The following is a 12,488-nucleotide window of genomic DNA, read 5'->3' as shown; positions in this document are numbered from 1 at the left end:
ATTGTTTCCTCAAATCGGATCGTTGGTCACCGCGTCTTCGGGTCGAGGGCGTCACGCAACCCGTCACCGAAGAGGTTGAAGGCGAGCACAGTGATGAAGATCGCCATACCCGGCCAGAACATGAAGTACGGCAGCGTGTAGTACGCGACCGCGTCGGAGAGCATCCCGCCCCAGGTCACGCCCGGCTCACCCTGCACCTGCCGGGCGACACCCACGCCGAGGAACGACAGCGACGCCTCGAAGATGATGTTCGTGGGGATCAGCAGCGTGGCGTAGACCAGGATCGGAGCCACCAGGTTCGGCAGGATCTCCTTCCACAGGATGTACGGCCCACGCGCACCGAGACCCCGCGACGCGTCCACGAACTCGCGCTCGCGCAGGGAAAGCGTCTGCCCGCGGATGATGCGGGCGATGTAACCCCAGTTGAAGAAGCCGATGATGAAGATCAGCAAGACCAGGCGCAGCGCGAGGCCGGAGAGCCCGAAGGCCTCCGACGGCACCACGCCGGCCAGCGCCAGCGCGAACACCAGCACCGGGAACGCCAGGAACACGTCCATGGCGCGGCTGATGATGGTGTCGACCCATCCGCCGAAGTACCCGGCGATGACCCCGAGGGTCGTGCCGATCACGACGGAGAGAATGGTGGCGAGGAACGCCACCAGGAGCGAGATGCGGGCGCCGTAGACGATCTCCGCGAAGATGTCCCGCCCGTTCTGCGGCTCGATGCCCATCGGGTGGTCCCAGCTCATCCCGCCGAAGGTGCCCTCGGGCACCAGCGTCGGGTCGAGCAGGTCCTGGTGGAACTCGTTCGGCGTACTGCCGGTGATCTTGACGATCAGCGGCGCGAAGAGCGCCATGAGAACCAGCAGGATGATGACGACGCCGCCACCGATGGCAGCCTTGTCCCGTTTGAGACGAGTCCAGGCGATCCGTCCGAGCGACCGCCCCTCGATCGCCTTACCGGAAACAGCGGGCTCGGTCGGCTCCGGCTCCATCGGAACCTGGTCCGAGACCGTGCCGGATCCAACGACCATGGAGTGTCCGGTCCTCTCCCAGCCGCCGCACGGCAGGAGTCCACAGTCACCGGAACAGAGGCACACGGAGACCTCGACCGGCGACGATGGCCCACGCAGCGAACGGCAACCGATCGGTTATCGCATGCTTCGAGTGCCCACCCCCGTTGCTCGGCCTAGATCAGGCCGATGCCACGAAGGCACCCGACGGCGGGTGTTGCCGCCATCGAGAGGAACATTCACCTAGCAAGCGCTCTGGGTCAAGCTCACCGACCGCACACGACTGGTTCCGTGTCTCCGTCGTGACGTCACCGTGACCTAGACGGTGAACAAACGGAAAGTACCGCGTAGACGGTCAACAAGTTGCTAATCCGGGCCAAACAACTCGCGCGGCGTTACCGGGACGTTACGAGTTGTAAAATCAGATCGCGCGGCGACCCTCGAACGCCCTACCGAGCGTGATCTCGTCCGCGTACTCAAGGTCACCACCGACCGGCAAACCGCTGGCCAGACGGGTCACCGCGATCCCCATCGGCTTCACCAGCAGGCCGAGATAGGTGGCGGTCGCCTCGCCCTCGGTGTTCGGGTCGGTCGCCAGGATCAGCTCCCTGATCTCACCGGTGCCGAGCCGCAACAACAACTCCCGGATCCGCAGGTTGTCCGGGCCGATGCCCTCCAGCGGGTTGATCGCCCCGCCGAGCACGTGATAGCGGCCCCGGAACTCCCCGGTCCGCTCGATCGCGACGACGTCCTTCGGCTCCTCCACCACACAGAGCACCTCGTTGGTGCGGCGCGGATCCCGGCACACCCGGCACTGCTCCGACTCGGCGACGTTGAAGCAGGTCGTACAGAACCTGACCAGCTCCTTCACCTTCCGCAGCGCGGAGGCGAGCCGGTTCACATCCGCCGGGTCGGCAGACAGGACATGAAAAGCGATGCGCTGGGCCGACTTCGGGCCCACGCCCGGCAACCGGCCCAGCTCATCGATCAGGTCCTGGATGGCACCTTCGTACACGGATCAGAACCCCGGCAGGGAGAGGCCGCCGGTGGCCGGGCCCATCTTGTCCTCGGCCAGCTCACGCTGCGCCTCGGCGGCGTTGTGGATCGCCGCGAGCACCAGGTCCTCGAGCGTCTCCACGTCGTCGGCGTCGACCGCCTTCGGGTCGATCCGCACCGACTTGAACTCACCCAGACCGGTGATCACGACAGTCACCAGGCCGCCGCCGGCGGTGCCGGTCAACTCGGCCTCGGCCAGCTCGGCCTGCGCCTGCGCGACCTGCTGCTGCATCTTCTGCGCCTGCTTCATGATCTGCTGCATGTTGGGCTGTGCACCGGGGCGCATGGCACCGCTCCTCAAACTCATCGGTCACTTGTAGGACACGCGGCGGTCGAAATTACCGCCGCCAGCGTAGCCGTCAGGCTCCTGTTGCCCGCCGACACGCCACCGGACACCCACCCACGCCGCGAATCACCGCCGGCGTGCGCGACCGGACAACCCGCCCACGCGCCCCGAATCACTGCCCCCGCGGCCGGACACCCGCCCACGCGCCCCGAACCACTGCCCCCGCGGCCGGACCCGCCCACGCGCCCCGAATGACAGCCCGGGCGGCCGGACATCCGCGCGCCGCATCACCGCCCGCAGGCGGCGGGACCACCCACAGACGTCCCGGCCCACCCGTGCCCCGACCGCCATCCACAGCCGGCCGGACCGCCCGCAGTCCCCACCAGCCGGTCAGAGCTCGGCGATCTTCTCCGCTCCGAAGGCCTCCCGGAGCAGCTGCATGGCCTGCTCCTCGCCACTCGCCCGAGCGGTCTTCTCGTCGATCACGTCGTCCGTCGGCTCGTCACCCGGGTCGAAGCCCACGAAACCGGACGAGCCCTTGGCCGGAGGCGGACCGTCGTACTCGGGGTCGTAAGGCGCTTCCTCGGTCGGCGTACCGTCCGACCACGCGGATCCACCACCGCCCCCACCGGAACCGGCAGCCGGCCCTCCACCGGGCCTGGACGGCGCCGCGGCGGCCCCGGCACGGTTGGCCGGTGCGTTACGCCCGCCGGCCGCAGCGGCACGGGCAGCGGCGAGCCCACCGGCCGGTCCGGCGTTCCCGCGCGCAGCGGCCCGGGCAGCCTCCATCGCGGCCGAGCGCGCCGGCGGTGCAGGAGCGGCCGGTGGCGCGGCCGGGCGTGTGGGCGGCGCGGTCGGCGACGCGGCCGGGCGTGTGGGCGACGCGGAAGCTGCGGGCGGCGCAGCCGATCCCGCGAGCGGCGCAGGAGCGGAAGGCGACGCCGCTGCGGATGACGGCGCCCCGGACGACGGCGCGACTGGACTGTTGTGCACGGCCGGCGCAGGTGGAGCGGAATGGCCGCCCACTGAAGCGCCCGGCTTCGCGGGTTCCGGCCAGCCGTTGTCAGTCGATGTCGCGGGTGTCCCGCCGGCTTGAGCGGGCTCCGGCCACCCGGAACCCTCCGACGAGGGTTCCGCCCCCGAGCCGCCGGGACGAGCAGGCTCAGGCCAGTCACCACCCGCAGGGGACGCCGGAGCAGCGCCGCCCGGACGAGCAGGCTCGGGCCAGCCGCCACCCGCAGGAGCTACACCGCCCGGACGAGCAGGCTCGGGCCAGTCACCACCCGCAGGAGACGCCGGAGCAGCGCCACCGGGGCGGGCCGGCTCGGGCCAGCCGGTGTCGCTCTCAGCGGCAGGCGGTCGAGAGCTGTGGTCGCCCGAAGGAGGACGGGCCGGCTCAGGCCAGTCGTCGTCGCCGTCGGTGGCGGCGGGACGGGATGGCCGGGAAGGGCGGGACTCGGTACGGCCGGTGTTGCGTTCCGGCGCGGAGGACGAAGCAGCCGAGCTCGCCGGACGGTTGGCGGTGGCGGGGCCGGGCGACTGGCGGCGGCCCGAACCGGGACCGGGCTGAGTGCCTGCGCCCCGGGCGGTTGCCTCACCGACCTCGCAGTGGATCTGCCAGCGACCGCCCAGCGCCTCGCCGAACGCGGACGCCAGCGCGTCCTTCCAGTTCAGGAAGCGCTCGGCGAGCTTCGGCGTGGGCGCGGCGAACACGATGGTCTCGCCGTCGAGTTCGCGCACGCCGATGCCGTACTCCTGCATCGCCCGCACCCGGTCCTGACGCCGGCCGAGCGCCTGCCAGGCGGCGCGGACCTTCTCCAGCCGATCATCGCGAGCCGGCACGGAAGGAGCAGGGGGCGCGGAGGGCATAGGAGCACCCGAAGGCACGGAGGGCGCCGCAGCAGCCGGCGAAGCCGAAGAGGCGGACGGCACCGACGTCACCGGCGCAGCCGCATCGTCAGGTGCAGCCCCAGGTGCAGCCGCAGGTGCAGGAGCCACCGACGGGGCCGGTTCGGATGCCTCGGCCGGTGTCGTTGCCGCGGCGGGTTCCCGTGCGGGTGCCGCAGGCACGGGCGGCGGCGTCGGCTCCACCTCCTCGGGCGGCTCCTGGTCCCAGGGCGGCTCGTCGTCGTAATACTCGGCGTCGGAAACAGGAGCGACGTGACCGCCCTCGGCCACCTCGTTCCAGTCGGGCTCCGCCTTGGCGGACGAAGCCGGCGCGGAGACAGGCGCGGCGGAGACAGGCGCCGCGGAGTCAGGCGCGGCGGACACAGGCGCGGCCGACACAGGCGCGGCCGACACAGGCGCGGCCGACACAGGCGCGGCCGAGACAGGAGTGACAGCCGGCACCGCAGGCCCCGGGACGGCAGAGACCGGGGCATCCGCCGGCTCGGCAGGGACCGCCGCAGCAGCCGGAGACACCGGCGCCGCTACCGGAGACCCCGGCGCTGCAGCCGGAGACCCCGGCGCCGCCTGACGGGCGGCAACCGGCCGTGCCTTGCCCCCGGCAGCGGCCGCTGCAGCCGCGGCGGCAGCCCGAGCCGCGGCCAGCCCACCCCCGCCGGCACCGCCGGGCGAAGCGACCGGGGCCTCCGGCGCCGTCACCGCACGGGGCTCCTCGACCGGGGCGGAGGTCGGTGCGGGGTGCTCACCTCGTACGCCCGCTGGTGTTCCTCGCTCCAAGCGCTCCAGACGCTGCAGCAGCGACCCGGTCGAGTCCTCGGCCCCCGGCAGCAGCATGCGGGCCGTGATCAGCTCGAGCAGCAGCCGGGGCGCGGTCGTGCCGCGCATCTCCACCAGGCCGTTGTGCACGATGTCCGCGCAGCGGGAGAGGGTGGCCGGGCCGAGCCGGCCGGCCTGACCGGCCATCGCCTCCAGCTGGTCGGCGGGGCCGTCGATAAGGCCTTTCGTCACCGCGTCCGGCACCTGCTGCAGGATGATCAGGTCGCGCAGGCGTTCGAGCAGGTCGGAGGCGAAGCGGCGCGGGTCGTGGCCGGCCTCGGCGACCCGGTCGATCGTCGCGTAGGCGGCGGCGCCGTCACGGTCGGCCAGGGCGTCGCACATCTCGTCGATGAGGGCGGCGTCGGTGACGCCGAGCAGGGCGACGGCGCGGGAGTAGCTGACGCCGTCCGGCCCGGCGCCGGCGATCAGCTGGTCGAGCACCGAGAGCGAGTCCCGGGCGCTGCCGCCGCCGGCGCGCACCACCAGCGGGAACACCGCCGGGTCGACCTGCACGCCCTCCGCCTCGGTGAGTTTCTGCAGGTAGGGGCGGAGCGTGGCCGGCGGGATCAGCCGGAACGGGTAGTGGTGGGTGCGCGAGCGGATGGTGCCGAGCACCTTGTCCGGCTCGGTGGTCGCGAAGATGAACTTCACGAAGTCCGGCGGCTCCTCGACGAGCTTGAGCAGCGCGTTGAAGCCGGCCGACGAGACCATGTGCGCCTCGTCGATCACATAGATCTTGTAGCGGCTGTTGGCCGGCGCGAAGAACGCCTTCTCCCGCAGCTCACGGGCGTCGTCGACGCCACCGTGGCTGGCCGCGTCGATCTCGATGACGTCGATCGACCCGGTGCCGTCGGTGGCCAGGGACTTGCAGGAGCCGCAGACGCCGCACGGGTCCGGGGTGGGGCCCTGCTCGCAGTTGAGCGACCGGGCCAGGATGCGGGCGCTGGAGGTCTTGCCGCAGCCCCGCGGGCCGGAGAACAGATAAGCGTGGTTCAGCCGGCCGCTGCGCAACGCCTGCGACAACGGCTCGGTGACGTGCTCCTGGCCGATGACCTCGGCGAAGGTACGCGGCCGGTACTTCCGATAGAGGGCGAGCGCCACTCCTGCCACCTCCTGACGACCGCGCCATTCTCCGCCGAGGGTCTGACAAGAACAAACGACGTGCCCCGACAGTGCAGGTCCAGGAGGAACGAAAGGACCCCCCGTGCACCCGCCAGAGCCCGCTTATCCTTGCTGCCTTCCGGCCCTGGGGAGGTTCACGAGATACGCGCCGCACGAGGGGCTGGTTCGAAGCCTACCCGGTGGACCTTCGGCGCGTGCGCAGCCCCCTGCGGGAAACGCCCGGACATCCTGTCGTATCCTGGCGCACGGAGGATTCGCCTAGAGGCCTAGGGCGCACGCTTGGAAAGCGTGTTGGGTTAACACCCTCACGAGTTCGAATCTCGTATCCTCCGCCAGCGTCACGAAAGGCCGGACCCAGCGGGTCCGGCCTTCGCGCTTCTAGGAGCAGGTCGGCTGGTACGGCGCCTCCGGGACGTGCGCGGCCCAGTCCTCCGCGGTGAACCCGCCCCCGGTGACGGCACAGGCGACCGTGACCGGGTCGGCGCGCAGGTCGTTCAGCGCCCCGTAGTCCCAGACCATGGCCCGGACACTCGTGTATTTCGGGCCGCTGGTGGTCAGCGTGCGCCCGTCCGGGTGGAAGAGCAGCCACTTCGACGTGAGGTCGGCGTGCTTCAATCCGGCCACCCGGACCGGACTCGACGACTCGGGCACGTCCCAGAGCGCCGCTTCGTTGTTCTCGGTGCCGGTCGCGACGGTGCGACCGTCGGGCGCATATGCCACCGACCACACCGGGCTGCGGGTGCCGGTGAGGATCGCCTGCCGCCGGAGCGGACCGGCGACGTCCCACACCGCGGCCGTCTTGTCCGCGCTGCCGGTCACCAGGGTGCGCCCGTCCGGGCTGAACGCCATGGCGAGCACGCGATCGGAGTGTCCTTTCAGCGTGCCGAGACGAACGGGCTGGTCGCCCAGCCTCCAGATCGCGACCTCTTCGTCCTCCCCGAGGGCGATGGTGCTGCCGTCGCGGCTGAACGCGAGGAACTGGACGGGGTCGGCCGTCGTCAGGGTGGCGGTCTGCACCGGCTGCTGCCGATCGGCGAGGTCCCACACCGCCACGGTCAACCCTCTGCTTCCGGTGGCCAGCTTGCGCCCGTCCGGACTGAAGGCGATGTCGGTGCCGAAGGTCGCGGCGGGAACCGAGCCCAGTGGCACCGGCGTGCTCGGATCGCTGAGGTCGGTCAGCATGACTCGATCGTTCATCTCGTATCCGAGCGTGGCGATCATGTCGCCCGAAGGGCTGACCGTGGCCCCACGCAGAAGCGCGGGGTGGACGCGGACGGTGGCGCGCTCGACCGGGCCGGTGGGGTTCGACAGGTCCCACACCGTCGCCGTTCCTTCGAGCTGCACGGTGATCAGGCTCCGCCCGTCCGGGGTGAGCCCGGACGCCAGCACCGTGTCGCCTCGCCCGGCGGCTCGACCGAGAACCCCGGGCTCGCCGTGTGCCCTGATGCTCCACAGGCTGAGCGTGCCGGCGGCACCAACCGTGGCGAGAATCCGCTTGTCAGCGCTGAACGCCATCGATCTTGCGGAACCGGAGTGATCTTCCAGGTCCAACATGTGGACAGGCTTGGAACCGCTCGTGTCCCACAGACGCGCTGTCCCGTCCTTGTCACTGGTGGCCATCAGCGAACCGTCGTTGCTGAACGCCATGTCGAAGGACCGCGTCGCCTCGGTGTGGTACTTCTGCGGGTTCCGCGGGTCGTACATGTGCCACAGCGCCACGTTTCCGTCTTTGCCGTTGGTGTAGAGCACGGGCCGGGTCGGGCTGAACACGGCCCGCGACCACTCGCCCTCCAGCGTGGCCACCTCGACGGGACGGGTGCGGTCCCTGATGTTCCAGACGGTGCTAACGGTCACCGCGGTACGGCCGTCCGGGCTGAACGAGATCGGCCCCAGGGCGCCCTTGGCCTGCCGGGTGAGCATGCCGGGGCTCCTCCGGTCCGCCATGTCCCACAGGGTCCACTCCCCGTAGAGGTCGACGACGGCCAGCGTCTGCCCGTTCGGGCTGAAGGTCAGCCAGCCGCCTTCCTGTCCGGGCAGGCTGCCGAGCGGCGCCGGGTGTGCCGGATCGGAGACGTCGAACAGATGGATCCCGTAGTCCAGGCCGCCGGAGAGGGCGAGCGTCTTCCCGTCCGGGCTGAAGACGGGGTCGCCCACGTACCATCTGCCGTCGAGCTGGGCGGTACGGCGTGGCTTCGCCCGGTCGGCCACATTCCACAGTGATGCCGTGTAGTCGGACTCGACGACGGCGACGACGTCGCCGGGCCCGTGAGTCAGAGCAAGGACCTCGTCGAGGGCGCCGAGCCGGCGCGTGGAGGTGACAAGGCCGGTGAGTTCGCTGCCGGCCTCGGCGCCGGGCTGGATCCGCTGGGCCGCGAGCCCGAGTCCGAGTGCCGTGGCCGGGTCGCTGCCGATCATCGTCTGGGCCCGGTTGAACAGCCGCCGTCCGAGCGTGACCTGCTCCTGCCAGCGGGCCTCCTCGGCGGCCGCCTTCGCCTTCCGCTCGTTCTCCGCAGCGATCAGCTTCTGCCGGCGCGCCTCGTCCGCGGCCTCTTCGGCCATCCGCTGCTGGTGCCGGGCCGTACGCTTCTGCCGCTCCGCCTCCGCCCCGGCCAGTTCGGCCAGGCGCTTCTGCTGTTCCGCGATCTTCTGCTGGCGGACCGTCTCCTTCTTCGACTGCTGCACCAGTTCGCGCTGCTCCTGGGCCAGCGCCTGCTGCTGCTCAGCCAGCTTCGACGCCTGCTTCGCCAGCTCCTGCTGGCGGCGCGCGTTCTTCTCCTGCCGCTGCGCATCGGCCGCCGCTCGCTCGGCGGCGTCCTGCTGTTCTCGGGCCCGCTTCTCCTGCTTCTTGCGCTCGGTGGTGGCGGCGCGGGCGCGGGCTTCCTGCGTACGGGCGTTCTCCTCCTGTGCGCGGGCGTTCGCCTCCTGCCGCTTGGCCTCTTCCGCGGACCGCTCGGCGTTGCCCCGCTGCTGGAACGCGTCCCGCTGCTGGCGTTGTGCCTCCACCGCCGCCTCGGCGGCCCGGTCGGCGTTGTGTCCGGCGAGCACGCCGGTCCCCGAGGCCACCACGGTCAGCGCGGTCAGGGCTGCGACGGCCACCCGGCGCAGCCGGCGGCTCCGGCGGTGCTGCCGGACGTCCTCGCTCTCCAGTTCGTCCTTGTTCACGCCGTGCATGGGGGCGGCCAGCTCGGCGATCGCGTCCCGGAAACGGGAGTCCCGGAGGTTGAGGTCCCGGTCGTCGCGAGCCCACCGCAGGTCGAGGAAGAGCGGCTCCTCGGCGAACACGCCGCGCAGCGCGTCCGGCACGGCCGTCGAGTCGGCGCTCAGGTCGCCGCGCTCCCCGTCCCACCGCCACTCCCCGTCGGTCACCACGGGCAGGATCCGGTTCGCCGGCTTCGTCGAGATCCAGTACTCGATCTCGCGGTTCACCCACGGCGACTGCGCCGCCGCCGGTGACGCGAGCAGCACGAACCACTCCGAGCCGTCCAGCGCCTTCTGGATCGACGACCACAGCCCGGGCGTCACCGACAGACCGGTCTGATCCCGGAAGATCCACAAAGCGCGGCGGCGGTGCCACGGCTTCGCCAGCCGGTGCAACCCGCGCTGCACGGCCGGCGCGAGCCGCCCGTCCGCGGCATGGCTGTACGAGATGAAGCCGTTGAAGGTCACGCCCGATCCCCGTTCTCGGTCATCAATGCCGACCGATTGTCCATGGCGGCATCCTCCGGCGGAACTCCGTGCCGGGTCCTCGATGCTCACATGAGACCCACTGCGGGACCGTTTCGCCCGGTCTCGTATTGTTCGGCGCGAAAACAGTGCAGGTGAGGGCCGGGCTCCCGAAGAGGAGCCCGGCCCTCGCCGTTTTCGCCGACATGCCTGATCCGGTATTCGCCCGAGCCGGTCGCACCACGACCCTGTGCGCGTCGCGCAGCGAGACGATGACGTGGCCCGGCGCCCGTCCGGCGCACGCTAGAGCTGTGCGGCCGCTATCGCGTCGTCCACCTCCGGGAAGATCGCGAAGTAACGTCCCAGGCCGACCGTCTCCATCAACTGCGTGAGAAACGGATTGGCGCCGGCGAAACTCAGCCACCCGCCGCGGGCGGCGATGACCTGTTTGCTGGTGATGAACGCGCTCAACCCCACCGAGTCGCAGAACTTGAGGTCGGTGAGGTCCACGACGATCCGCGGAACCGGGCGTTCGAGCAGTCCGGCGAGCGTGGCGTGCAACTGGTTCGCGGTGTCCGCGTCGAGCTCGCCGCGCAGGTGGAGCACGGCGACATCGGATCGATGATCAGTGACTGTTGCGTGCATGCGATCAGGGCTTCCTACCCGTCCTATGGGTATTCCACCCTAGATCGTCTCCATCCGCACACATCGGACACGGCGTGCGTCGCAAAGTGGCTTGGCACCAGCACGAAGTGGATAGACACCGACGGGCCGGATCCCCTGAAGGATCCGACCCGTGGAAGGCTGGCCGGGACAGTCAAGCATGGACGGCGCAGCCTGGGCTCCTGGCGCGCGTCAGAGCTCGCGCCACCGCCAGCGTGGACCCCGCCACGCGTCGGCCAGGATCATCGCTGAAGCCCGGCCGGGACACTCCTGCACCTTCGACTTACCCTCGGGTCCGCCCAACTGGGCCTCGACCTGCCAGGTTTCGCCGTCGGTTCGGACGTAGACATCACGGCGCTGAAGTCGGACGTCCCCATTCCACCAGTGTCGCTCAACTCTCACGTGTCAAATCTAGGACAGGCATCGACAAATGTGGGTGGGGCGATTCTGTGAAACTTTCTCGCCGCCCGGTCGGAACCGCATTGTCTGATCCGGTGGTTTTGGGCCCCGTGACTTGCGCTACACCCCATGTCTCAGGGTTGTCCAAGATCGACTACACAGCGTATTTCAGGCCTCTGACGTGCGACGAAACACCCCCGTTACACGCACACACGCTGATCATGGGGAACAGCCGAACGGACTAGCCGTCGACGGCACGCGCGGACGACCCCGCCGAAGGGCACACAGCGTGACGGATGAGGCAGGAGAAAACAAGAGAGCCCGGTCACGCGGACCGGGCTCTTTGATGGCGGTGGCGGCGGGATTTGAACCCGCGGAGGGCTTGCACCCTCACACGCTTTCGAGGCGTGCTCCTTAGGCCACTCGGACACACCACCGGGAAGTACGTTACCGGACGCCGGAGCGCTTCTGCCGCCGGGTCACCCATAACCCGGCACGACCGCCCTGACCTGGCAAGATCGGCGGCATGGACAAGCGGAACGGAGAGCTGGCATGAGCGTGCACATCGGCGGCAAGCCGGGCGACATCGCCGAGCGGGTGCTGCTGCCCGGTGACCCGATGCGGGCGAAGTGGATCGCCGAGACCTTCCTGGAGGACGCGGTCTGTTACACCCAGGTCCGCGGGATGCTCGGCTTCACCGGCACCTGGAAGGGCGAGCGGGTCTCGGTGCAGGGCTCCGGCATGGGCATGCCGTCGGCCTCGATCTACACCCACGAACTGATCAACGAGTACGGCGTGAAGTCGCTGATCCGGATCGGCTCCTGCGGCGCCCTCGCCATGGACCTCAATCTGGGCGACGTCGTGGCCGCCATCGGCTCGGCCACCGACTCCAACATGAACCGCACCCGGTTCGACGGCCTGGTCGACTACGCGCCGGTGGCCGATTTCGGTCTGCTGCGCACGGCCGTGGAGACCGCCGAGGCGCACGGCGTACCGATGCGGGTCGGCCCCATCCTGGCCGCCGACGCCTTCTACACCGATCGTCCCGACCTCTACGACTCGCTCGCCGACTACGGCGTGCTGGCTGTCGAGATGGAGTCGGCCGCGATCTACACGATCGCCGCACGCTATCGCGCGAAGGCGCTGACGATCCTCACGGTGAGCGATCACATCAAGCGCGGCGAGGCGATGGATTCCGCGCAGCGGGAGCAGGGCTTCAGCAACATGGTGCGGATCGGCCTGGACACGGCGATCGCTTAACCCTTTTGTCAGTACGACCTGTGCCAGGTCCCGGGGCCACCCGGCGACCTGGCTGCCAGGCCGCCTGTGCCGCCCGCGCCGGGCTGAGCTGCCCACTCACCCCGTGTGTGAAGTTCAGCCTCGCTCCGCCCCCCAACTTCACACGCTGCACGTAGCTCGACCTTGCGGCCCCGCTGCGCACCCCAACTTCACACGCTGCACGCAGCCCGACCTTGCGTGTGAAGTTCAGCCCCGCTGCGCACCCCAACTTCACACGCTGCACGCAGCCCGACCTTGCGTGTGAAGTTCAGCCCCGCTGCGCACCC

The 12,488-nt window shown here is 70.2% G+C and carries 7 protein-coding genes, 2 tRNA genes and 1 other RNA gene; 2 read left to right on the top strand and 8 right to left on the bottom strand.

What is annotated here, in order from left to right:
- Positions 1–26: 26 nt before the first annotated feature.
- From AC0NH5_RS34810 to ffs, 5 genes are all read right to left on the bottom strand, one after another.
- The gene (locus AC0NH5_RS34810; RefSeq protein WP_474411320.1) at positions 27–1,034 is read right to left on the bottom strand and encodes an ABC transporter permease; all 1,008 of its coding nucleotides are present in this window, start codon (positions 1,032–1,034) and stop codon (positions 27–29) included.
- 400 nt (positions 1,035–1,434) lie between these two features.
- Positions 1,435–2,028, bottom strand: a complete 594-nt coding sequence (recR, locus tag AC0NH5_RS34805; RefSeq protein WP_474411319.1) for a recombination mediator RecR — start codon at positions 2,026–2,028, stop codon at positions 1,435–1,437.
- 3 nt (positions 2,029–2,031) lie between these two features.
- Positions 2,032–2,331, bottom strand: a complete 300-nt coding sequence (locus AC0NH5_RS34800) for a YbaB/EbfC family nucleoid-associated protein (RefSeq protein WP_474411397.1) — start codon at positions 2,329–2,331, stop codon at positions 2,032–2,034.
- Between the two features lie 414 nt (positions 2,332–2,745).
- Complete coding sequence (locus tag AC0NH5_RS34795; RefSeq protein WP_474411318.1) at positions 2,746–6,177, bottom strand: DNA polymerase III subunit gamma and tau; 3,432 nt, start codon at positions 6,175–6,177, stop codon at positions 2,746–2,748.
- A gap of 89 nt (positions 6,178–6,266) precedes the next feature.
- An RNA gene (ffs, locus tag AC0NH5_RS34790) (signal recognition particle sRNA small type) lies at positions 6,267–6,363 on the bottom strand.
- A gap of 82 nt (positions 6,364–6,445) precedes the next feature.
- On the opposite strand from ffs, the gene AC0NH5_RS34785 reads away from it, so the two are divergent.
- Positions 6,446–6,533 (top strand) — tRNA-Ser (locus tag AC0NH5_RS34785).
- A 43-nt stretch (positions 6,534–6,576) separates the two neighbouring features.
- On the opposite strand, the gene AC0NH5_RS34780 is transcribed toward AC0NH5_RS34785, so the two are convergent.
- The 3 genes from AC0NH5_RS34780 to AC0NH5_RS34770 all read right to left on the bottom strand — a co-directional run bounded on the left by AC0NH5_RS34780 (position 6,577) and on the right by AC0NH5_RS34770 (position 11,360).
- The gene (locus AC0NH5_RS34780; protein WP_474411317.1) at positions 6,577–9,864 is read right to left on the bottom strand and encodes a toll/interleukin-1 receptor domain-containing protein; all 3,288 of its coding nucleotides are present in this window, start codon (positions 9,862–9,864) and stop codon (positions 6,577–6,579) included.
- A 300-nt stretch (positions 9,865–10,164) separates the two neighbouring features.
- The gene (locus AC0NH5_RS34775; RefSeq protein WP_474411316.1) at positions 10,165–10,506 is read right to left on the bottom strand and encodes an STAS domain-containing protein; all 342 of its coding nucleotides are present in this window, start codon (positions 10,504–10,506) and stop codon (positions 10,165–10,167) included.
- Between the two features lie 764 nt (positions 10,507–11,270).
- A tRNA-Ser gene (locus tag AC0NH5_RS34770) sits at positions 11,271–11,360 on the bottom strand.
- Positions 11,361–11,475: 115 nt separating this feature from the next.
- On the opposite strand from AC0NH5_RS34770, the gene deoD reads away from it, so the two are divergent.
- Positions 11,476–12,183 (top strand): purine-nucleoside phosphorylase, encoded by a 708-nt coding sequence (gene deoD / locus AC0NH5_RS34765; protein WP_474411315.1) that lies wholly within the window; start codon positions 11,476–11,478, stop codon positions 12,181–12,183.
- The last annotated feature ends 305 nt before the right edge of the window (positions 12,184–12,488 follow it).

The sequence above is a fragment of the Actinoplanes sp. 13 genome (assembly GCF_056134165.1).
This window is presented reverse-complemented; position numbering and strand designations above follow the sequence as displayed.

Excerpts from the sequence above, each read along its gene's own strand:
- AC0NH5_RS34810 (WP_474411320.1), bottom strand. The coding sequence starts at position 1,034 with ATGGTCGTTGGATCCGGCACGGTCTCGGACCAGGTTCCGATGGAGCCG.
- AC0NH5_RS34800 (WP_474411397.1), bottom strand. The coding sequence starts at position 2,331 with ATGCAGCAGATCATGAAGCAGGCGCAGAAGATGCAGCAGCAGGTCGCG.
- AC0NH5_RS34775 (WP_474411316.1), bottom strand. The coding sequence starts at position 10,506 with ATGCACGCAACAGTCACTGATCATCGATCCGATGTCGCCGTGCTCCAC.
- deoD (WP_474411315.1), top strand. The coding sequence starts at position 11,476 with ATGAGCGTGCACATCGGCGGCAAGCCGGGCGACATCGCCGAGCGGGTG.